Origin of the sequence: Tardiphaga sp. 285_C5_N1_2 (assembly GCF_052076065.1) — a bacterium.
GTDB lineage: Bacteria > Pseudomonadota > Alphaproteobacteria > Rhizobiales > Xanthobacteraceae > Tardiphaga > Tardiphaga robiniae.
The window spans coordinates 4,240,388-4,262,237 of sequence record NZ_CP197241.1; the positions used below are offsets into that span (position 1 = coordinate 4,240,388).

General features: G+C 61.5%; 18 protein-coding genes. 4 read left to right on the forward strand and 14 right to left on the reverse strand.

What is annotated here, in order from left to right:
- Positions 1–3: 3 nt before the first annotated feature.
- From AB7951_RS20115 to AB7951_RS20160, 10 genes are all read right to left on the reverse strand, one after another.
- Positions 4–1,743, reverse strand: a complete 1,740-nt coding sequence (locus AB7951_RS20115) for an adenylate/guanylate cyclase domain-containing protein (protein WP_231077732.1) — start codon at positions 1,741–1,743, stop codon at positions 4–6.
- A gap of 197 nt (positions 1,744–1,940) precedes the next feature.
- On the reverse strand, positions 1,941–2,276 hold the full coding sequence (locus AB7951_RS20120; protein ID WP_147421618.1) for a hypothetical protein: 336 nt from the start codon (positions 2,274–2,276) through the stop codon (positions 1,941–1,943).
- Positions 2,277–2,422: 146 nt separating this feature from the next.
- The gene (locus AB7951_RS20125; RefSeq protein WP_120288839.1) at positions 2,423–3,385 is read right to left on the reverse strand and encodes a hypothetical protein; all 963 of its coding nucleotides are present in this window, start codon (positions 3,383–3,385) and stop codon (positions 2,423–2,425) included.
- 41 nt (positions 3,386–3,426) lie between these two features.
- Positions 3,427–6,738, reverse strand: coding sequence for a carboxyl transferase domain-containing protein (locus tag AB7951_RS20130; protein ID WP_120288838.1), 3,312 nt, complete (start codon positions 6,736–6,738; stop codon positions 3,427–3,429).
- Positions 6,739–6,811: 73 nt separating this feature from the next.
- Entirely contained in the window at positions 6,812–8,527 is a 1,716-nt protein-coding gene (locus AB7951_RS20135) for an AMP-binding protein (protein ID WP_120288837.1), read from the reverse strand.
- Positions 8,528–8,566: 39 nt separating this feature from the next.
- Positions 8,567–9,442, reverse strand: coding sequence for an ABC transporter permease (locus AB7951_RS20140; RefSeq protein ID WP_120288836.1), 876 nt, complete (start codon positions 9,440–9,442; stop codon positions 8,567–8,569).
- Entirely contained in the window at positions 9,439–10,395 is a 957-nt protein-coding gene (locus tag AB7951_RS20145) for an ABC transporter permease (protein ID WP_068737345.1), read from the reverse strand. The genes AB7951_RS20140 and AB7951_RS20145 overlap by 4 nt, the downstream gene beginning before the upstream one ends.
- 63 nt (positions 10,396–10,458) lie before the next feature.
- Positions 10,459–12,012 (reverse strand): ABC transporter substrate-binding protein, encoded by a 1,554-nt coding sequence (locus AB7951_RS20150; protein WP_120288835.1) that lies wholly within the window; start codon positions 12,010–12,012, stop codon positions 10,459–10,461.
- A 19-nt stretch (positions 12,013–12,031) separates the two neighbouring features.
- Positions 12,032–13,063, reverse strand: a complete 1,032-nt coding sequence (locus tag AB7951_RS20155; protein WP_120289235.1) for an oligopeptide/dipeptide ABC transporter ATP-binding protein — start codon at positions 13,061–13,063, stop codon at positions 12,032–12,034.
- Between the two features lie 8 nt (positions 13,064–13,071).
- Entirely contained in the window at positions 13,072–14,130 is a 1,059-nt protein-coding gene (locus AB7951_RS20160; RefSeq protein ID WP_199712038.1) for an ABC transporter ATP-binding protein, read from the reverse strand.
- Positions 14,131–14,479: 349 nt separating this feature from the next.
- Between AB7951_RS20160 and AB7951_RS20165 the strand changes: the two genes are divergently transcribed.
- Positions 14,480–15,280, forward strand: a complete 801-nt coding sequence (locus AB7951_RS20165; protein ID WP_120288833.1) for a GntR family transcriptional regulator — start codon at positions 14,480–14,482, stop codon at positions 15,278–15,280.
- Between the two features lie 80 nt (positions 15,281–15,360).
- Complete coding sequence (locus tag AB7951_RS20170) at positions 15,361–15,603, forward strand: hypothetical protein (protein WP_120288832.1); 243 nt, start codon at positions 15,361–15,363, stop codon at positions 15,601–15,603.
- A gap of 238 nt (positions 15,604–15,841) precedes the next feature.
- On the opposite strand, the gene AB7951_RS20175 is transcribed toward AB7951_RS20170, so the two are convergent.
- Both AB7951_RS20175 and AB7951_RS20180 read right to left on the reverse strand, forming a co-directional pair.
- The gene (locus AB7951_RS20175) at positions 15,842–16,078 is read right to left on the reverse strand and encodes a hypothetical protein (protein WP_093761042.1); all 237 of its coding nucleotides are present in this window, start codon (positions 16,076–16,078) and stop codon (positions 15,842–15,844) included.
- 111 nt (positions 16,079–16,189) lie between these two features.
- Complete coding sequence (locus AB7951_RS20180; protein ID WP_093761044.1) at positions 16,190–16,369, reverse strand: hypothetical protein; 180 nt, start codon at positions 16,367–16,369, stop codon at positions 16,190–16,192.
- A gap of 300 nt (positions 16,370–16,669) precedes the next feature.
- Here AB7951_RS20180 and AB7951_RS20185 point away from each other — a divergent pair, with 300 nt between their 5' ends.
- Positions 16,670–18,172 (forward strand): aldehyde dehydrogenase, encoded by a 1,503-nt coding sequence (locus AB7951_RS20185; RefSeq protein WP_158596775.1) that lies wholly within the window; start codon positions 16,670–16,672, stop codon positions 18,170–18,172.
- A 58-nt stretch (positions 18,173–18,230) separates the two neighbouring features.
- On the opposite strand, the gene AB7951_RS20190 is transcribed toward AB7951_RS20185, so the two are convergent.
- Together AB7951_RS20190 and AB7951_RS20195 are read right to left on the reverse strand one after the other, a co-directional pair.
- The gene (locus AB7951_RS20190; RefSeq protein WP_120288830.1) at positions 18,231–19,211 is read right to left on the reverse strand and encodes an aldo/keto reductase; all 981 of its coding nucleotides are present in this window, start codon (positions 19,209–19,211) and stop codon (positions 18,231–18,233) included.
- Between the two features lie 32 nt (positions 19,212–19,243).
- On the reverse strand, positions 19,244–20,095 hold the full coding sequence (locus tag AB7951_RS20195) for an SDR family NAD(P)-dependent oxidoreductase (protein WP_120288829.1): 852 nt from the start codon (positions 20,093–20,095) through the stop codon (positions 19,244–19,246).
- A gap of 270 nt (positions 20,096–20,365) precedes the next feature.
- Here AB7951_RS20195 and AB7951_RS20200 point away from each other — a divergent pair, with 270 nt between their 5' ends.
- Positions 20,366–21,850, forward strand: coding sequence for an aldehyde dehydrogenase family protein (locus tag AB7951_RS20200; RefSeq protein ID WP_441256036.1), 1,485 nt, complete (start codon positions 20,366–20,368; stop codon positions 21,848–21,850).

The following is a 21,850-nucleotide window of genomic DNA, read 5'->3' on the forward strand; positions in this document are numbered from 1 at the left end:
CTGCTAATTCGGTACGCCAGCTCCCTGCAATGCGCTCGACCAAATGCGGCCAGTTTCATATCCCCCACTGGGGTGACGCTCGCGATATTTCGCGACCGTCAGGCCCGGCTCGAGTTTCATCAGTTCGGTCACCGTCTTGCGCGCCTCTTGCTGAAGGCCGAGCTGCCATTGCGCGATCGCCAGCGCGCGAAACGTGGATGTATGCGTGCGATTGGCGCGCAACGAACGGTTGGCAAGATCGATGGCGCGCTTGTATTGCCCGGCGGAGAGAGCAGCCGTTGCGGCCAGGGAATCGTAGAAGTATCTGTGAGGGTCGAGCGGCGACAGTTTCAGCGCGTGCTCGGTGTGTTCGACTGCCGACTTTCCTGCATCCTTGAAGGCGAGAAGCGTTCCCTTTAGCAGCCACGCCATCCCATCGTTAGGATTGACGCGCAGCGCGAGGTCATACTGCTCCTGCGCGACGTCAAATTGTTTCAGCAGATTGGTATGAGCAAAGCCCATAACCACCAGCGCGAGGGAACACCGCGGGTCGGCACTCAGTGCTCGCCGCCCGCAATCGAGCGCCAGTTGCGTATCCGCACTCCAGTCATCGGTCCATCCCTGCTGGACCCGCAATATGTGCCACTTGGCCATCCATGCCCATGGTACGGCCTGTCGGGGCATGCGCTCGGTCAAGACCTGGAGCATCTGGCGCGACCTGTCAAAATCCTGCACCGAAAGACGATGCATGAGCGCGATCGCCCCCATCAACAACGTGTAGCTCTCGACGGTCGGGAGTGATTGCGACTGCGCGCGTTCAAGCTCGCGCGCCATGATCGCCAAGCTGACCGCCGTCACAATACCCGCGACAGCACCGTCCTTTCCGCTGATCAAAGCTGTCGCGCTACAAACGAACGAGTCAGACCAAACGATTGTCAGATTCGACGACGATGCCAGTTCGAGGTTCACCCGCAACTTACTTCCGGCCTTGCGGTAAGAGCCCGACAGAACGTAGTTCGCCGTCAAATAGCTACTGATCTCCTCGACCGAACTATCCCGCCCGCGAAAGACAGACGTCGACAGGCGCGAGATGACGTTCAGCTCCGATGAACGCGAAAGCGCGGATATGATTTCGTCGGCGAGCACTTCGCCAATGACCCGATGTTCCGGACCATCATCCAGCCCGGTAAAAGGTACGACCGCGACAGTGGCGCGCAACTTCGGCATTGATACAGTACCTGGCTCGATCACGGGTCGCGGCCCTGGTGGGCCGACACGATACGCTCGAACGGGTTCATGCACATGTTTAAGGTAACAAGCTCCCAAATCCTCGACGTCGGCATCCAATACAGGCACGAGTTGGTCGCGAACATCGGCCGATACAACAATTTCCCCTGGCCCCGCTAAACCTGTGAGCCGGGCTGCAAGGTTAACGTCAGCCCCGTAAACATCGTGCTCGTCCGCAAGAAGATGACCGACGTGAGCTCCTTCACGGACGAGGATATACTGATCTTGCGGAACGCCTTCATTGATAACCGCACACGCATTCTGGACTGCAAAGGCAGCTCTCACCGCGAGGGGAGATTGAGGGAATTCCATCAGGAGCCCATCCCCAAGGCTCTTTACAAGCCGCCCCTCGAACCGCGGCAGGACATCTTCATCTATCGTTTTAACGAGTTTACGCCATCGCTGTACGGTGCTGGCCTCGTTCTCTTCCATCAGTCGCACGGACTCGACCACGTCCACGAAGAGCAGTGTGCGCACCACCCATTCCGGATTCTCGAATGCGAGTGAAGCGCTTGATCTAGCCATCAGCCACGCTGGTCACTGTTCTGATCCGCACTCTTGTGCACTAATGCGCACAAACTCGGTATCGCGGACGGATCACACTCAATTTTGCCCGCCAAGAACTTGTTAGCTAGACTTGAACAACGGCGATTTCAGGACGCCGCTCCTGACGACTAGATTGCAACCACGTCGCCACGTGACTCGATTTTGATACGCCAGCCGTTGTCTTCAATACTTGCCGCCGGACCGAATGGTGCTATCCCGATCATAGACCAGGAGTTCTTCAGCCGGCAACTGCGACCTGCGCGTAGCGATGGCGCCTCCGCCCCTGGCGATGGATGCATATCGTTAAAGCCTGAAACGATTTGCTTCACGATGGCGGGGACTGCGGCGGTCTGCCCAACCACGATCGCACAGATGAGGACGACGCAAACCACTCCGGCCCTGATCATCAAGCGGTGGTATAATCGACGATAGGATTGCTCCAGTTCATCTTCCGATGCACTCATGATCGCCTCCAGATAAGGCACATAGCCTTACTGCTTCCCGCTGGAGGTGGATGTGACGAGCGTCACATCTCGAGATGATTTTGTCTGATTGCCGACGCTGTTGTCCCGGCCTCGCCGCCCCTTGAACCCAAAGATGGCATATCAGGCTACGCGTGGCTTCGAGGAAGCGCAGCGTACTCCTGGTCGTAGCTAGCGTAGGATTCCTTGAGCGTCGCCAGATTGAGCAGCATCGTCGCGGCCACCGCGTTCGAGCTGTCGAAGACTTCGGTGCGCACCCACAGACTCTCGGTGCGCTTGCTGCCGGACATCGCGACGACCTTGCGGTCTATGCGGTAGTCTTCTCCAACGAACAGCGGACCTCGTAGCAACCGGATTTCCTGATCAGCGAACAGGCCGACTGCCGGCCCCTTGACCGGCAGACGATCCTTCTTGCTGCCGTGCTGAAACAACACACTGAGCATTTCCATCGGAATGATCGCACGTCCCCATGGTGAGCTGCCTGCGCTCTCTGGCGCGTAATAGGGCGACGGCTCACTGATGACCTTGAGCTTCTGTTCAAGCGAGAATGGATAGAGCTCGCCCATGTTCTGATCGAAATCCATCCGAACCGTCTGCGATGCGGTGGTCATGCCGAGCTTGATGTCGCGCAGGATTACGGCATCACTCAGCGGCTTCAGTTCGGTCAGCCGTATGTCGAGGGCAGAGGCTGGCGCATCGCGGCCAATTGAGGCACTGCCGCGCAACACTTCGGTGCCATCACGCTTCACCATCCTGATCGTGCAATAATGCCCGCCATCGATCGGCTTTTCGACAATGGCCTGTACCTCCTCGCCCTCAAAGGCGGCAGCACGATAATGCGCCGAGATACAGCCCGTCTCGAACCAGTCCTTGCCCCACAGTCGTTCGCAGAGCGGTGCAAACTGGCTGAAATGGGTCGGGCCCTCGATGGTCCCGCCCTTGAAGCCGAGCTTCTGCGCGGTGGCATCGTCATGGATGGATGCGTGAGAGTCGTAAGTCTGCGCATGGAGCATCTGTCGGGGCTGTCGCCACGGACCGATCAGTGCATTTCCGGCGTCCTCAATCACCGTATCGAATGCTTTTGATATCATTGGAAACTCCTCCGGGAATGTGAGCCTTCGGTTCGTTGTGGCTACCAGGTATCGACACAGGGGCGCTTGCGACCCTCGCGTTGCGGCGGCTTCGGCACGGAACGCAGGCCGGCCATCACCCAGCGCCGCGTCTCGGCGGGGTCGATGACATTGTCGATCTCGAACACCGAGGCGATCGAGGTCGCCTTGCCGTTGGCATAGAGCTCGGCGACCTTGTTCTTGTAATAGGTCTCGCGCTCCACCGGATCGGCGATCGCCTCCATTTCCTTGCGGAAGCCGAGCCGCACGTAGCCTTCCAGCCCCATGCCACCGAATTCTCCGGTTGGCCACGCCGCCGTGAAGAACGAGGCGTGGAAACCGCCGCCGATCATCGACTGCGCGCCGAGTCCATAGCCCTTGCGCAGCACGATGCCGAACAACGGCACTGTGATGCTCGCGCCGGTGACGAACATACGCGCGACATGGCGCACGATCGCAGTCTTCTCCGCTTCCGGCCCGACCATGAAGCCCGGCGTGTCGCAGAGCGACACCATCGGAATGTCGAATGCGTCGCAGAGCTGCAGAAAGCGCGCGGCCTTGTCGCCGGCTGCGGCGTCAATGGCACCGCCGAGATGTTTCGGATTATTGGCAATCAGGCCGAATGGCTTGCCCTCGATACGAATGAACGCGGTGATCATGCCGACGCCGAAATCGCGCCGGATTTCGAGCACGGAGTCCTCATCAGCGATCAGATCGATTACCGCGCGGATGTCATAAACGCGCAACCGGTTCTCCGGGATCGCGCGGCGCAGCAGCCTCTGATCGGGCGCACGCCATTCGGTGACGGCGCCCTGGAAATAGGACAGATATTTCTGCGCGGCCCGTGTCGCTTCCTCTTCGTCCTCGACGAGAACATCGACGACGCCGTTCGGCGACTGGAACGACACCGGTCCGACTTCGGCCGGATGATAGACGCCGAGGCCGCCGCCTTCGATCATCGCAGGACCACCCATGCCGATCGAGGCGTTCTTCGTGGCGATGATAACGTCACAACAACCGAGCATCGCGGCGTTACCCGCGAAGCAATAGCCGGACACCACACCGACCACCGGGACGAGACCCGAAAGTTTGGCGAATTGCACGAAAGATGGCCCGTCGAGACCCGTCATGCCGAGCCGGTCGGTATCGCCGGGACGACCGCCGCCGCCTTCGGCATAGAACACTAGCGGCATTTTCCACTGCTCGACCAGCGACAGCATGCGGTCGATCTTCTTGTGGTTCATATGACCTTGGGTACCGGCCAGCACGGTATAGTCATAGGAGATCACCATACAGCGTGCTTCGTGCTCGCCGAATTTCGCAGCATTGACCGTGGCCGTACCGGCGACCAGACCATCGGCCGGCGTGTTCTTGATGAGATCATCGACCGCGCGGCGGCGCCGCTGGCCGGCGATGGCGAGGCTGCCATATTCCATGAACGAGCCGTCATCGACCAGTTGCGCAATATTCTCGCGCGCGGTGCGCTGATTGGTCTTGCGCCGGCGCTCGACCGAAGAGGGCCGGTTTTCATCGAGCGTGATCCCCTGGCGAGCGATCAGTTCGGCAAGGTCGGGACGAATGTGGTCGAGATCGATATCGGCTTCTTCCGTGGCGAGGTCGCCGGCCACGTCCTGAGGTTCGATATACAGAATGGGCTCGCCCTGCATCAACGTGACGCCATCGGATGCCGCGATCCGGATGACGCGACCGCCCTGCTCCGCAGTCACCAGATGCTCCATCTTCATGGATTCGATGATGGCGAGTTGCTGGCCGGGCCTGACAACATCGCCTTCGGCCACCGGAATGGACACGACCGTGCCCTGCAGCGGCGCCGCGACCGGGATAGATCCTTCCGGCGCGGGCTGTACGACGCCGGCGGATGTCCGTGCATCACCGGTTGATCCGCTGGCGGCGAATAGCGGCTTGCCCGCTGTCAGTGTGGCAGCGACCAGATCGGGGACGTTGCGATCGATGAAGCTGGTGTTGATCCGATTGGCCTGGAAATCGGCGTTGGCCAGGATCGCCCGCATCAACGGGATATTGGTGGCGACGCCCTCGATGCGGAATTCGCGTAACGCCCGCGTGCCCTTGGCTATGGCGTCGGACCATTTCGACGACGGCGTGTGGACGATCACCTTGGCCAGCAACGAGTCGAAGGCCGCACTGGTCTTGTAACCGGCATAACCGAACGTATCGACTCGCACGCCTGGGCCCGACGGTGGCTCGAAAATCGCGAGCGTGCCGCCGGTCGGCTTGGTGGCGCCGGTGGCATCCATGGTCTCCATATTGATGCGGAGCTGCATGGCGAAGCCGCGCGGACTCGGCACCGAGGCCTGATCGAGACCGAGCGACGCCAGCGTGGCGCCACCGGCGACGGCGAGCTGCGACCGCACCAGATCGACCGACAGCACTTCCTCGGTCACGGTGTGCTCGACTTGCAGCCGCGGATTGGCCTCAATGAAGGCGAAGGCGCCGTCGCCCTCGCCGGCTTCGCCATCGACCAGAAATTCGAACGTGCCGAGGCTGTCATACTTCGCCTCCGCCGCAAGATTTTTGGCGGCTTCAACGATGCGGCTGCGCAATTTGTGTGACAGCGACGGACTCGGCGCAACTTCGACCAGCTTCTGATTGCGGCGCTGGATCGTGCATTCACGCTCCCAGAGCTGGCTGATATCGCCGTGACGATCGCCGATGATCTGCACTTCGATATGACGGGCATTGCGAATGAGACGCTCGACATAGACGCCGTCGCTGCCGAAGGCCGCCTTGGCTTCGGACTGGCAACGCGCATAGGCGTCGTCGAGATCCTCCGCGCGCTCGACAACGCGCATGCCGCGGCCGCCGCCGCCAGCCATGGCCTTGATCATCACGGCGGCATTGCTACCCAGCGATGTGAAAAACGCTTTCACCTCATCAAGCGTCGAGGGGCCCGTGGTGCCCGCGATGATCGGCACACCACAGCGCTTTGCGAGTTGCTTGGCCGCGACCTTGTCGCCGAACAGCTGCAATGCCGCGGATGACGGGCCGACAAAGGTAATGCCCTCTTCGGCGCAGCGGCGGGCCAGATCGGCGTTCTCGCTGAGAAAGCCGTAGCCCGGATGCAGCGCGTCACAGCCGGTGGCTTTCGCGGCACCAATCACACCTTCGATATCGAGATAAGCACGCGCACCACGGCCGGGGATTTCCGTGGACTCGTCGGCGATCCGTACATGCAGCGACAGCGCGTCATCGGCCGGATACATCGCGACAGTGGCAAGGCCGGCGTCCGCCGCCGCGCGTGCGATACGAATGGCGATCTCGCCGCGATTGGCAATCAGCAACTTGCGAAAGGGCATCAAAACTCTCCGTGAACAACAGACGCGATCCGGGGTGGCATCATCCACACCCGGGGCCATGTAACGTTTCGATTTACTGCGGCGCGTTGGCGTCGAGTTCCTGCTTCTTCACCTTGCCGGTGGCCGTCATCGGCAGCGCGTCGATGATGCGGATCTCAGGCACCTTGTAGACGGCCATTCGTTCGGCACACCACGCCTGCAGTTCTGCTGGCGTGATGGTGCCCCTCTCTTCGGGCTTGAGCTGGATGAAGGCAACGGGCACCTGTCCCTTGCTGGCATCTTCGCGACCGACCACGCCCGATCCGAGAACCTTCGGATGCTGACCGAGCAGCGCCTCGATCTCCGGCGGGAATACGCTCATGCCCTTGACTTTCAGCATCTCTTTGCGACGACCGAGGAAATGCAGGAAGCCGTCGGTATCGATGGTGCCGATATCACCCGTCCGCAGCCAGCCATCGATCAACGACTCCGCTGTTGCTTCCGGCTTATTCCAGTAGCTCTTTAGCAGCGATGGTGTCCGCACGCGGATCTCGCCCTCGCCACCGAGCGGCACGAGTTCACCTGTCTCGAAATCGGTGATCTTGAACTCGGCGCCGGGCACCGGGAGCCCAACGAAGATCGGCTGCGACAGAAGGTCGAAATCATCGTCCTGGAATCCTGCCGTGAGGGTGTTGGACGTATGCGTTTCCGTCATCCCCCACGAAGCCTCCGTAAGGATCGTTCCGGTGAGATCCTTCCAGCGTTTGCGATAGGCCGGATTGAGCTTCTTCACGAAGGACACGACGCGCACCTGATTGAGCGACGACAGGTCGAATTCCTTGAAGCGCGGATGGTCCATCAGTTCGACAGCGCCATCGACCGGCATCGCAGTGACATTGACCTTGTAGCGAGCGATGGCCGACAGTGCCCCGATCGCATCCCAGCGGGCCAGCAGGACAAGCGTTGCGCCCGTAAACATCGGAAAGATCAGGCCGAAATTCTCGCCGGCAATCCAGAACTCCGGGAAGAACGACAGAAAGACGCTGTCTTCATTGGCGACGACGGAGATGCCGTGATTGGCGGCGGCCGTATAGACCATATCGCGCTGGGTGTGCACGCAGCCTTTGGGCATGCCGGTGGTGCCACCGGTGTAATTCAGCGCAGCGATATCATCGAGCCCGGCGGGCGGCAGCGGCTTTGGCGCGGGCAGCGCAGCCAGCGCCGGTAACAGATCGGTCGCACCGGATATGGCAATGCGCGGCGCACTGATCGAGTCTGGAACGGGAATGGTCGGCTTGGCCGGAAGCACATCCGCAAAACTGGTAACGATCACTTCGCGCAGCTTGGACTCGCTCCGCACCTGGTCGACCACAGGCGCCAATTGATCCAGCGCCACGATGACCTCGGCGTCGGTATCATTCAACTCGTAGGACAATTCGAACGCGCGTGACAGCGGGCTCACTGGCACATGAATGGCGCCGAGCTTGAGGATGCCGAAGAACACGATATGGAATTGCGGGCAGTTCGGCAGGAACACCGCGACACGGTCGCCCTTGCGGACGCCCTTCTCCATCAGCAACGCTGCGAAGCGATCACTCTGCGCGTCGAGTTCGGCATAGGTGGTGACGTGACCGTAAAAGATCACCGCAGGCTTTTCAGGATTACGCTTGGCCCACGCGCGCAAATATTCGGTGAGCGCCACCTCGCCATGCAGATATTGCGGCTTGTCCGGCGTGCCCTTCGGCCAGGCCTTAGCCCACAGCTCGTGCAGCATGGCGAGATATTCAGTTTCTTTGGCGCTTGCGGTCATCACCGTCTTCCTTGTTCTTGGTCTTGGTCTTGGTCTTGGTCAATTACGTTTCATGGTCGGGTCGAGCGCTACGCGCAGCGATTCACCCAGTGTGTTGAAGGCCAGTGCGGTGAACAGGATGGCGAGGCCGGGCGGATACATCTGCTCGGGCGCGATTTCCATGTTCTGATAGGCGCGCGCCAGCATCGAGCCCCAGCTCGGATCCGGCGGCTGGATGCCGAGGCCGAGGAAACTGAGGCTCGCTTCCGCCAGCAGCGCCGCGGCCAGCAACAGCGTGACCTGTACGATAACGGGCTGGATCGCGTTCGGCAGCACGTGACGCCACAGGATGCGTGGTGTTGATCCGCCAAAGCAACGCGCGGCATCGACATAAAGCTCATTGCGCACCACCAGCGTGCGCGCCCGGACGAGGCGCGCCAGTTGCGGCGAAAACACGATGCCAACCGAGATCATGCCGTTGGTGAGGCCGATGCCGAGCGCACCTGTCACGGCGATCGCCAGCACGATGGCCGGGAACGACAGGAAGCTGTCGATAACACGGCTGATCACCGTATCGACCCAGCCGCCAAGATAGCCGGCGAGAATGCCGACAGGCACGCCGATCAGAACGGCGATCGTGACCGCAAGGAAGCTCGCATAGAGCGACGCCATACCGCCATAGATCAGGCGGCTGAGCGTATCGCGACCGAGATCGTCGGCGCCCAGCCAATGTTGAGTCGACATGGTCGCCAACGCCGCGTCGAGATCCTGTGCGGCCGGCGCATATGGCGAGATCCACGGGCCGAGGACCGAGATCGTGAACAGCGCGACGAGGAAAGTCAGGCTGAAAGCGCCGCGTAGATCACTGACGAACCAGCGTACAAAACCCGAGAAACGTCCCGGCCGGCGCTCGGGCGCCATCACAGCATCCGTCATGATGAAATCCTCGGATCGAGGACGCTGTACAGAATGTCTGTGAGCAGATTGAGCGTGACGACAATCAGGACCATGGTGAACACCACGCCCTGCACCACCGGGAAATCGCGGTTCATCGCGCCGTTGACGATCAACCCGCCCATGCCGGGAATCGCGAACACGGCCTCGACCACGACGGTCGCCGCGAGCAGGCGGTTCGCGAGCAGGCTGACGACGGTGAGCAGGTTGACGCTGACATTCTTCAAACCATGACGCCACAGGATCGACGATGGCGGCAAACCCTTGGCGTGCAGCGTGCGAACCTGTTGCGACGACAGTATCTCGACGAGTGACGACCGCAATTGCCGCGCCACCTCGGCAATGCCGCCGGACGCAAGCGCCACCGCCGGCAGGATGGCATGACTGAGCGACGCCCACGGATCTTTCATGAGCGATACTGCACCTGTGGCCGGCAGCCAGTTCAGCTGCAGCGAGAAGAACGCCACCAGCAGCATGCCGAGCCAAAAATTCGGCACGGCGACACCGAGTGAGGCAATCGCCATGACGAAGCCGTCGATCCACGAGCCGGGCTTGGTTGCCGCGGCAATGCCCAGGGGGATGCCGACCAACATCGCCATGAACAGCGCGAGTGCGACGATCAGCAGGGTATGCGGCAGGCAGCGCTGGATCGAGGTCAGCACCGCTTCGTTGGAGATCAGTGAACTCGAGAGATCGCCATGCGCCGCCTTCCAGAGCCATGAGCCATATTGCAGCAGGAACGGCTGGTTCAGACCATAGAGCTCGCGGATTTCGGCGATCCGCTGCTCCGACGCATTGTCGCCAGCAAGCGTCACCGCAACATCGCCCGGCACCAGCTTGAGCAGGCCGAACACGATGAAGGTCGACAGCACCACCACCGGGATTGCCTGCAGCAGGCGACGACCGATGATGCGGAGGCGTCCGGAATTCAACATGCGCAATTTACACCAGTTAAGGGCGCCGCGATGATCGCGGCGCCGGTTTCTGTGTCGGGCGGATTAGCCGAGCGAGATGTTTTCGAATTTCGGCTTGCCGAGCAGATTGGGCCTGAAGCCCTTCACCTTGGCGGACAGCGCATCGAGTTCGAACTGGAATGCGAGCGGTGCCGACAGAGCGTTCTCCACCGTGAATTTCTGGATCTTGGCGAACACTTCGGCGCGCTTGGCGAGGTCTTCGCTGACGCGGCTCTCCTGGATCAACTTCGACAACTCCGGCTCGCCGCTGCGGCCCGCATTGTAATAAGCGCCTTTGTCGAAGCTCAGCCCGTAGGTCATGCTCGGATCTGGACGCCCGGTCCATGCCGAGACAAGAAGGTCGAACTTCTTCTCGGTGGCGAAGAACTGCGCGCTGATTTCGGCAATGGTGCCGCGGGTGAATTTCAGGCGGATGCCAGCCTTGCCGAGCTGATCCTGGATCACCTCGCCACGCCGCACGGAATCCTGATCCATATAGCCGCCTATGGTCAGTTCGAGACCATCCTTGTAGCCGGCCTCGGCGAGCAGCTGCTTCGCTTTCTCCGTATTGTTGGGATACATCCCCGCGACGTCCTTGTTGAATGCCCAGTGCGAGCTCGGCAGCGTCATGCGCGCCGGTTCGCCAAGGCCGTTGAGCGCCGCCTTGACGAAAGCATCGCGGTCGAGCGCGAAGTTGATCGCCTGACGGACCTTGACGTTGTCGAGCGGTGCGCGGCCGTAATTGAAGTAGACCTGAATGCAATACAATGTCGGCGAGCTGACGGTTTCCAGATTCTTGGCGCGCTCGATCACCGGCTTCAATCGCGCCGGCAGCTGGAACGCCATATCGTTCTGGCCGGCGACGACCGAACGCAAAGCGGTAGCGTTTTCCGGAATGATGTTGAATTCGATGCCGTCCAGATAGGGCCGCCCCTGGCGCCAGTACTGATCATGGCGGGTGACGACGATGATCTCGTTGTCGTTCCAGCGTACGAATTTCCACGGCCCGGCGCCGACCGGCTTGCGGTCGGTCTCATTGCCGAGCGCCTTGATATTGGTCGGCGACACCATCATGCCAGCACGGTCCGACAGAATGGCCGGCAGCGCGGTGTCGGGATTCTTCAGCTTCAGCGTCACCTGCAGCGGACCGGTGACCTCGACCGCATCCACACTGGATAGATCGGGCTTGACGTTGGAGCGCTGGTCGGTGCGGTTGCGCTCGAGGTTGAATTTGACGGCCTCGGCATCCATCGGTGTGCCATCGTGGAATTTGATGCCGGCGCTGATGTCGATCACCATGGTCTTCGGATCGGGGAACGCCCATTTCGCCATCCCCGGCTTCGGTTTCAGAGTCTCGTAGTCCCACTCCACCAGCGTGTCATACATGGTCCAGAGGATGCTGTGGTCGGAGCCGGCGCCGCCGGTGGCGGGATCGAGCGACGACGGATTGGCCGGCGCGGCGACCTTCAGCACGCCGCCCTTCTTGGCCTCTAGCGCCCAGGCCGGCAGGCCGAGCGCGCCGGTGGCGGCAGCGCCGCCCATCAGCGCCAGCATGTCACGGCGGCGCAATGTTTTCTCGCCCAGATCAATTGTCTTCATTTGAAAATCCTCCCGATGATTATGATGCGCGTTGCGCTTTTTGATTGTCTGGTGGTGGCCCGTCCGCCGTGGCGAAATGACAGGCCACGCGGTGTCCCGGCTTGACGTCGCGCCAGGCTGGCACTTCTTTGGCGCAACGCGGTTGCACCGACGGGCAGCGCGTGCGGAAGCGGCAACCCGACGGCGGCGCCACCGGGCTCGGAATTTCACCTTCGAGAATGATGCGGCGGTCGACCCGCAAATGCGACGGCAACGGGATCGGCTCGGCCGACAGCAGCGCACGCGTATAGGGATGCAGTGGCCGCTCGACCACGTCCTCGGTCGGACCGAGCTCCATCAGCTTGCCGAGATAGGTGACGGCGATGCGATCGGAGATGTGCGAGACCACCGAGATGTCATGGGTGATGAACACATAGGTCAGGCCGAATTCGCGCTGCAGATCGGCAAACAGATTGAGCACATCGCCGCGGATAGAGACGTCGAGCGCCGCCACCACCTCGTCGCAGACGATGACCTTGGGTCGCAGCGTCAGCACGCGCGCAATGTTAACGCGCTGTTTCTGGCCGCCGGACAGCTGATGCGGATAGCGATCGGCGGCTTCGGCGGCGAGGCCTACGCGCTCCAGCACCTCGATGCCACGGCGGTGGCGCGAGGCATGATCGCCCTCGCCCATGATCTCCAGCGGCTCTACCACGCTGTCGATGATCGTCATGCGCGGATTAAGCGCGGCATTCGGATCCTGGAAGATGATCTGGTAATCGCGGCGGTGCTTACGGAATGCGCTGGTGCTGAGGGCAGCCGGATCGGTGCCGTCATGCAGGATCTGGCCATGACTCGGCGGCAGCAGCGACACCAGCGCACGGCCGAGTGTGGTCTTGCCCGAGCCGGACTCACCGATAATGCCGAAGGTCTCGCCAGCGCGAACCTCGAAATCCATGCCGTCGATCGCCTTGACGGTGTCGCGGCCATCGCGGGTCGGAAACAGGATCCGCAAATCACGCACTGCGAGAATCCCGCTGAGAATGCCGCTGTTCCGATTGTGGTCCCGCATGCCTGACATCAATTCACCGCCCCCGGCAGCACGAGTTCGGGAGCACGCCAGCAGCGCGCGGCACGGCCATTCCCGCTCTCGACCATCGGCTGTTTCTGCTCGCAGCCCGCAACGGCGTGGCTGCAGCGCGCGCGGAAGCGGCAGCCGGCCGGCATCGCATTGGGCGACGGTACGCGGCCGGGGATCGAGGCCAGCACACCGCGGCGCGGGCTGAGGCTAGGCAGCGAGCGCAGCAGTCCGGATGTATAGGGATGACGCGGCCGCGTCAGCACGTCGTCCACCGGCGCGTCCTCGACGACCTCACCGGCATACATGGTGATCATGCGGGTGCAGGTTTCGGCGACGACGCCAAGGTCATGGGTAATGAAGATCAATGCCGTGCCGGTGCGCTCGCTCAACGAACGCAAGAGATCGGTGATCTGCGCCTGCACGGTCACATCGAGCGCTGTGGTGGGCTCGTCGGCCACAAGCAGCTTCGGCTTGCAGATCAACGCCATGGCGATCATCACGCGCTGGCGCATGCCGCCCGAGAGTTGATGCGGATATTCGTCGCAGCGCCGCTCCGGCGCGGGGATACCGACTTCACGCAACGCAGCGATGGCGCGCTCGCGCCCCTCCGCGCGACTGACCGGAAAATGGATGCGATAGGCTTCGCTGATCTGATCGCCGACCGTGAAGACAGGATCGAGCGCGCTCATCGGCTCCTGAAAAATCATCGCGATCTCACGGCCGCGCACGGCGCGCATGCGCCGCGGCGACAGCGTGGCCAGATTGGTCCCGTTGAACAGGATATCGCCTTGGATCCGCGCCGATTGCGGCGGCAGCAGGCGCAGTAGCGACAGACCAGTGACGGTCTTGCCACAGCCGCTCTCTCCGACCAGACCGACGCGCTCGCCCGGCGCGATGGTGAAATTTACGTTCCGGGTGATTGGCAATGCGCCACGCGCCGTCGCGAATGACAGCGAGAGATCGCGTACTTCCAGCAGCGGCTGCGGCGAAACGCCCGCGTCGGGCATTCCAGCAACGCGCGTTGCCGTGGGAGCGGAGATGTCGATCGCACCTGTCATTGCGCTTCGCCAGCCAGAACACGACCAATGAAGCCGCGCCTCATCCGCTGCTGCAGGGTTTGCCGGTGCTGCACTTGCACATACGGATGAAAGCCGCAGACGCATGTCTGTTGGGCTGTTGTCAGTCGGACATGCGCCGACGCAAACAGAGCCGCCATGTTCACCTCCCTTGCCATCCCTGTTCTGCAGATCTTGCATCGGGACGTTCCATCGCGGTCCGGCTTGAGCCGGTATGTATTGAAGCGACAGTAACCCAATGAAAGGTCATCGACTGTCAATTGTCAACAATTGACTTCTGCGGTAGACAGGACCGTATGACGCGGCAAGCGTGCATCGACAGGAGGCAGCCATGGCAGCGACACTTCGCAGGCCATTCAACGATAACCAGCACGACGTCGAACGGAGATTTGCACCGCGTACGATCCCCGACCAGGTTGCGGAGGAACTCGGTGCCGAAATCGTCTCCGGCCGTCGCAAAGCGGGCGAGCGTCTTGTCGAACTCGACCTGGCGCGCGATTTCGGCGTCAGCCGTGGCCCAATCCGTGAAGCGATCCGCATTCTCGAGCGCCGGCGCCTGGTCGACATCTTTCCGCGGCGCGGCGCCTATATCAGACCGCTGTCACTCAAATCGGTGGCTGACCTGTTTAATGTCCGCACCGCACTGTCGATGCTGGCGGTGCGCACCATGGCGACCACGCCGGTCGAAAGCTTCATCGACACACTGGCGCGCCGCTGCGACGAGTTGAGAGTCGCAGTCGAGGTCGATGATCCAATGGCTTTCGCACACACCACGACGCGCGCGGTAAAGACCATTGCGCGCGGCTCGGGCAACGAACTGCTCGTCGAACTGCTCACCGACCTTGCCAATCAAACCGTATGGGAAACCATATGGAAGACGCCGCTGGACTATCAGACCCGCGACATCCGCCGACTCAGCGCCGACCTAATGGCGTCGACATTGAAGGCGATCCGGCAGCGCAAGCCAAACGCTGCTGTCACACATCTCGGTCAGCTTCTGGAAAGTGATCGCGACCGCGCCTTGTCCACCCTATCGCGCATTCGCGGAGAGACATTCGACCTGAGTGCGCTAACACATAGCGATGGGCACGATATTATGCCGGCTGAGATTGCGCCTGCTCCGCGCGGGTGAAATTCGACGGGTCGGCAGGCTCAGACGGCAGCTACCGCAATTCATCAGCGAAAACGTAACAGGCGATCGGAGAAGGACTGGTGCTCGCCATCAAGCTGAAGGCGCCGCTTTCGCCGGAGATCGTCGCCGCGGCCGGGTATTTGCGATATCACGAGAGACCGAAGCCGACGCAGATCGAAGAGCTGCGCAAGGAGCTCCGTACTGTCGTCGAGGTGTTCGGCAAGATGCAGTCCGCCCTGCGTCGCAGGCAACTGGGTGACGATCAGATCGCTGCCGACTGCACAACTGGAAACGATAAGCCGACAATGATGAAGGCCGCCTGACAGCCCAATCCACTGCTCTTGCTGCTCCACTGAACCCGAGCCGCGCTAGCTGCGACTAATCGGTATGCCACATGCCCTGACACGCGCCTGGACGAGATTGATGGACTGGATCGAGAATGCGGTCCACTTTGTGGACTGGCTGACGGACGACCCATCCCCGACCAACAAATTTCTGGAAGAGCCGCCAATTAAGGAACGAGCCACACCGGACAAACGCTCGACACGCTAGCGCGCAACGTCACACGGATTTCAGTTGACCGAGACCGATCGCCGGCCACGGGAGCCGCGCCAACTTGCTGGCGCATAGGGCAGCGCCGTGTATGCCGATGAGCGCCTCACCGGTGCGGCGCCACGCGACACGCGGTTCTTCGGCGCAAACATCCATCCGATCAGGCCAAGCGTCGTTTTGCACGCCGTCGCGGGCGTTGACGCTGCAATCGATGTCGCCTTCAATCCAAATTGTCTGGGCATTCAAACCTCCATCCCGGAATTCCGATTACGCCAAAAGGGCGCTCCGAATCCCAGCCGAGATTGAATTTATACACCGCGAATCTTGTGGCGCACTTGCGCTGCATCAAGTCACCAATCAGTGCAGAACGGCGTGCACCATCTGCTCATCGAACGGCCGTGCGGCCATCTGCGCACGCAGCTCGGCCAGTTCGGTCTCAAGTTGCTGATTGACGAGAATAAGTGCTGCCACGGTACCGCGGGTGTCGCCGTGGCAGGCGGCGATGAGATCGTCGACTTCCGCGTCTAACTTGGTCATTGAAAAAATCTCCTGCCGCGCTTTCGGTTGCCTTCAATAATCGGCTGAGCGTTGCATCAATATTAAACGATACCGGAGTCGTTGGCGTCATCGCCAACGTGCATGAATACCGGTTAAGAGCGCCTTTCCGGGCTCAAAGAATCCACAAGCGACTTTCTGCAATCGGTTTAAGCGACCCGTTTCAATCACCGCGCTGCAACCGCGCGTTGATCGCAAAATCACCTGTTTCTGATTAGTCATAGTCCGCCGAACCGGCTACCGCCGTCAGGCCGATCACGATGCAAATTCAAGGACATGCCAATGATGAACGATGGTCGCCCGTTCGGGCTTTATATCAATGGCCGGTTTCAGCCAGCCTCGACCGGTCGCACCATCAAGGTGGAGAATCCGAAGGACCGCAGCCATCTGGCCGATGTCGCCGAGGGGGACGAAAAGGATATCGATCTGGCCATCGACGCCGCCGAACGCGCCGGCAAAATCTGGGCGGCGACACCGGGCGCGGTCCGCGGCGACATCATGCACCGGGCTGGCGAACTTCTGGCCAAAAAGCTCCCCGAACTGGTGACCATCGAGGTCGATCAGATCGGCCGCGCCCGCCGCGAAATGACCGCGCAGCTGGGCCGGCTGCCGGAATGGTTTCGCTATTTCGGCGCTCTGGCGCGCACCCATGAGGACACCGTCCCGCCCTTCGGCGGCAATTTCCTGAATTATACCCGCCGGGTGCCACTCGGCGTCGTCGGCCATGTGACGCCATGGAATCATCCGTTGCTGATCCTCACCAAGAAGATCGCGCCGTCGATGGCGGCGGGCAATACGATGGTGGTGAAGCCCAGCGAACTGGCGCCGATCACACCTCTTCTGCTCGGCGACATCTTCAAGGAGGCCGGGGTGCCCGACGGCGTCTATAATGTCGTGCCCGGCTATGGTACGACCGCCGGCAAGGCTCTGACCACCAGCAAGCGCATCAAGAAGATCGATCTCACCGGGGGCACCGAGACCGGCAAGATGGTGGCATCACTGGCCGGTGCCAACCTCACCAAGGTGGCCGCCGAGCTCGGCGGCAAGGCCGCGGTCATCCTGTTCGACGACACCTCTATCGAGCGCGGCGTCGCGGCGGCCCTGTTCGCCTCGTTCATCGCAACCGGCCAGACCTGCGTGCAAGGTGCTCGGCTGTTGGTGCAACGCTCCGTGCATGACACCGTGGTCGCCGAACTGGTGAAGCGCACCAATGCGATCCGGATCGGCGATCCGCAGGACATGGCGACGCAGATGGGCCCGCTGGTCTCGGCGAAGCAGCGCGAGCTGACCGAACGCTATGTCAAGATCGGACTCGAGGAAGGCGCGACGCTCGCCGCGGGCGGCAGGCGGCCGGACGGCAAGGCCTTCGAGAACGGCTATTATCATCAGCCGACGATCTTCACGAACGTGACCGGCAGCATGCGCATTGCGCAGGAAGAGATCTTCGGGCCAGTCGTCGTCGTGATCCCGTTCGACACCGAAGAGGAAGCCATCGCGTTGTCCAACGGCACGGAATTCGGCCTGGCCACCTCGATCTGGACCCGCGACGTCACTCGCGCGCACCGTGTGGCACATCAGCTCGAGAGCGGCATCGTCTGGATCAACGACCACCACCGCATCGATCCCTGCTCGCCCTGGGGCGGCTTCAAGATGAGCGGCATCGGCCGCGAGAACGGCATTGTCGCCTATGAGGAATACACCCAGATCCAGAACGTGATCGTCAATCTCTCAGACGAGCCGTTCGACTGGTATGCGGACGACGGGCAGGAGAAGCGGTATAGCTAAAGCACGCAAAAAGCGTAGGGCGGATTACGCCTTCGGCTAATCCGCCCTACGTCTACTGCTAGCCGAATCCTGCCACGGCATGCGGCACATAGGGCGCTTCGAGCGAAGCGATCTCCTCATGCGTCAGCTTCAACGACAGCGCCGCCACCGCATCGGTCAGATGCGCCGGCTTCGATGCACCGATGATCGGTGACGTGATGCCTTTTTTCTGCAGCAGCCAGGCCATCGCGACCTGTGCCTGCGGAACGCCGCGCGCCTTGGCGACGGCAGCAACCTGCTCGACGATCTTGCGATCGGACTCCTCGGACTGCACATAGAGCGTCTTGCCGAATTCATCGGTATTTTGACGCGCGCTGGTCTCGTCCCAGGCCCGCGTCAGGCGCCCGCGCGCCAGCGGGCTCCACGGCATCACCGCGATCTTCTGGTCCGCGCAGAGCGGCAGCATCTCGCGCTCTTCCTCGCGGTTCAGCAGATTGACATGGTTCTGCATGCTGACAAATTCGGTCCAGCCGTTCAGCCGCGAGGTATAGAGCGCCTTGGAGAATTGCCATGCATACATGCTGGACGCGCCGATATAGCGGACCTTGCCGGCTTTCACGACGTCGTGCAGCGCTTCCAGCGTCTCCTCGATGGGCGTGTTCTTGTCGAGACGATGGATCTGATAGAGATCGATATAGTCGGTGCCGAGCCGGCGCAGGCTGTGATCGACCTCGATCATGATCGCCTTGCGCGACAGGCCTGCCCCGTTCGGTCCCGGCCGCATCCGGTTGAAGACCTTGGTCGCCAGCACCACGTCGTCGCGCTTTGTAAAATCCTTCAGCGCGCGGCCGACGATTTCTTCCGACGTGCCATCCGAATAGACATTGGCGGTGTCGAAGAAGTTGATGCCGAGTTCGATCGCCTGCTTGATCAGCGGCCGGCTCTTGTCCTCGTCCAGCGTCCATGCATGCGCGCCGCGATCGGAGATGCCATAGGTCATGCAGCCCAGACACAGACGCGAGACATCCAGACCGGTATTTCCAAGTTTGACGTAGTCCACGGCGTTTCTCCCTTGTCGTTCTATTTGGTTTTCTATTTGCGTTTGACGAAGTCTGCGAAGGCATCGGCATAATCGGGGTGCCAGCGCGACAGAGCCGGTCTGTTCTCGACGACGTCGCCGATGGCCCACAACATGCGGCGCTCGTCGAGCGCGCGCGGCACATCGTTGTCTGGGCAAAGAATGTAGAAGTCGCTGGCTTCGAGTCGTTGCATCATGAAGTCCACGGTCTGCTCGGCTGTCCACGCTGCATCCGGCTTCTCGCTGCGCCCGCCAGCCGCGAGCGGCGTGAAGACAAAGCCGGGGATCAGCAGATGTGCGGAGACCTGACATCCCTCGGTGTTGCGCAGCTCGTGCGCCAGCGCTTCGGTATAGGCTTTCACGCCGGCCTTGGAGACATTGTAGGCGGGATTGCCGGGCGGCGTTGTGATGCCCTGCTTGGAGCCCGTATTGATGATCAGGCCCGGCCGCTTGCGCGCGATCATGTCCACAGCGAAGGCCTGACAGCCATTGACGATGCCCCACAGATTGACGCCGAGCAGCCGCTCCCAATTCTCGCGCGGACCGAGCGCCGAGGTCGGCACCTGAATGCCGGCATTGTTCATCAGCACATCGCAGCCGCCGAAGCGGGCCTGCACATCGGCCGCGAGTCTGGTCATCGCGCCGACGTCACTGACATCGACAGCGGCCGTCATCACATCGTCACGCCCGCCGCGCGCCACACCGGCGATCTTGCCAGCCGCCTCAGTCAAACGATTCTCGCCGAGATCCACGATGCAGATGCGCATTCCCAGTCGCGCAAAGGCTGTCGCTGCGGCCAAGCCGATGCCGGAGGCGCCTCCCGTAATGACGGCTACAGAACCGGCGGACAGAGCGGCGTGGGGCATGGTGCACTCCAGCAATTCGGGATTTTAGAAGGCGTCCAATCGATCGGGACGTGATCCGGACAAATGAGCGTGGCGGTCTCAATATCACGCACGACACTAATCCGCATTCACGTCACCGCGAACGAATTCACGATCATGAATTGGTCGCGAAGACCTCCCATGCAAGTCGTTTCGGGTTCCCCGCCTTTACCCGTTTCGGGAAAACGATATATTTCGCGCGCTACAACGACACTTCAATCAAACGTCCGGGAGGATCACATTATGGGCTTGATGCAGCCAATCTCTGCCACCGCGCACCCTTACGCGAACGGCTCCTACAAGCAGATGCTGATCGACGGCAAATGGCAGGACGCCCAATCCGGCAAGAAGTTCGAGACGCATAATCCGGCCACCGGCGGACTGCTCGCCACCGTCGCCGAAGGCGATGCTGGGGATATCGACCTTGCGGTCGCCGCAGCACGCCGCGCCTTCGAAGGCCCGTGGAGCAAGGCCAAGCCCTACGAGCGCCAGGCGCTGCTGCTGAAATTCGCCGAGCTCGTCGAGAAGCATTTTGACGAACTCGCTTTGCTCGATACGCTCGATATGGGCGCGCCTGTCATGCGCACTTTCGCTGGCAAGCAGCGCATCCTCGGCATGCTGCGCTTCTATGCCGGCCAGGCCACGCTGATCTACGGCGAAACCATTGAGAATTCGCTGCCAGGCGAGATCTTCTCCTATACGCTGAAGGAGCCCGTCGGCGTCGTCGGCGCGATCATTCCGTGGAACTCGCCGCTGTCAGCCAGCATCTGGAAGATCGGCCCTGCCATCGCCACCGGCTGCACCATCGTGCTGAAGCCGGCGGAAGAAGCCCCGCTGACCTCGCTACGCCTCGGTGAGCTGGCCTTGGAAGCCGGCTTCCCAGCGGGCGTCATCAACGTCGTGCCAGGCTATGGCGAAACCGCCGGCGCCGCGCTGGCCTCGCATATGGACGTCAACAAGGTCGCTTTCACCGGTTCCCACTTCACCGGCCAGTCGATCATCCGCGCCTCGGCCGGCAACCTCAAGCGCGTGTCGCTCGAGCTCGGCGGCAAGTCGCCGAACATCGTGTTCTCGGATGCCGACCTCGATGCCGCCGTCCCCGGTGCTGCCATGGCAGTGTTCGCGAATTCAGGCCAGATCTGCAGCGCCGGTACGCGTTTGTTCGTCGAAAAGAAGATCTATGACGAATTCGTTGGCCGCGTCGCCGAATTCGCCAAGAAGCTGAAGGTCGGCAACGGTGCCAACCCCGACACCCAGCTCGGGCCATTGGTCTCCAAGGAACAGCTCGACCGCGTCACCGGCTATCTCACCACCGGAAGCGGCGAAGGCGCCAAGGCGCTGTCCGGCGGTGGCCGCCTGATGGATGGCGAACTGTCGAAGGGCTTCTTCGTGCAGCCGACCGTGTTCGCCAACGTCCAGGACAGCATGAAGATCGCGCAGGAAGAGATCTTCGGGCCGGTGATTTCGGCGATCTCCTTCACCGACATGGACGAACTGGTGCAGCGCGCCAACAACACCACCTTCGGCCTCGGCAGCGGCGTCTGGACCAGGGATGTCAGCAAGGCGCATCGCCTCGCGAAGTCCCTGCAGGCCGGCTCGGTCTGGATCAATTGCTATCAGGCGATGGATCCTGCCGTGCCGTTTGGCGGCTACAAGATGAGTGGCTACGGACGCGAGTCCGGCGTGCACCACATCGACGAATATCTCAACATCAAGGCGGTCTGGATCAACACCTGA

Excerpts from the sequence above, each read along its gene's own strand:
- AB7951_RS20135 (WP_120288837.1), bottom strand. The coding sequence starts at position 8,527 with ATGACCGCAAGCGCCAAAGAAACTGAATATCTCGCCATGCTGCACGAG.
- AB7951_RS20130 (WP_120288838.1), bottom strand. The coding sequence starts at position 6,738 with ATGCCCTTTCGCAAGTTGCTGATTGCCAATCGCGGCGAGATCGCCATT.
- AB7951_RS20185 (WP_158596775.1), top strand. The coding sequence starts at position 16,670 with ATGATGAACGATGGTCGCCCGTTCGGGCTTTATATCAATGGCCGGTTT.
- AB7951_RS20125 (WP_120288839.1), bottom strand. The coding sequence starts at position 3,385 with ATGATATCAAAAGCATTCGATACGGTGATTGAGGACGCCGGAAATGCA.
- AB7951_RS20165 (WP_120288833.1), top strand. The coding sequence starts at position 14,480 with ATGGCAGCGACACTTCGCAGGCCATTCAACGATAACCAGCACGACGTC.
- AB7951_RS20120 (WP_147421618.1), bottom strand. The coding sequence starts at position 2,276 with ATGAGTGCATCGGAAGATGAACTGGAGCAATCCTATCGTCGATTATAC.
- AB7951_RS20160 (WP_199712038.1), bottom strand. The coding sequence starts at position 14,130 with ATGACAGGTGCGATCGACATCTCCGCTCCCACGGCAACGCGCGTTGCT.
- AB7951_RS20195 (WP_120288829.1), bottom strand. The coding sequence starts at position 20,095 with ATGCCCCACGCCGCTCTGTCCGCCGGTTCTGTAGCCGTCATTACGGGA.
- AB7951_RS20150 (WP_120288835.1), bottom strand. The coding sequence starts at position 12,012 with ATGAAGACAATTGATCTGGGCGAGAAAACATTGCGCCGCCGTGACATG.
- AB7951_RS20180 (WP_093761044.1), bottom strand. The coding sequence starts at position 16,369 with ATGACCAAGTTAGACGCGGAAGTCGACGATCTCATCGCCGCCTGCCAC.
- AB7951_RS20145 (WP_068737345.1), bottom strand. The coding sequence starts at position 10,395 with ATGTTGAATTCCGGACGCCTCCGCATCATCGGTCGTCGCCTGCTGCAG.
- AB7951_RS20140 (WP_120288836.1), bottom strand. The coding sequence starts at position 9,442 with ATGACGGATGCTGTGATGGCGCCCGAGCGCCGGCCGGGACGTTTCTCG.
- AB7951_RS20200 (WP_441256036.1), top strand. The coding sequence starts at position 20,366 with ATGCAGCCAATCTCTGCCACCGCGCACCCTTACGCGAACGGCTCCTAC.
- AB7951_RS20155 (WP_120289235.1), bottom strand. The coding sequence starts at position 13,063 with ATGCGGGACCACAATCGGAACAGCGGCATTCTCAGCGGGATTCTCGCA.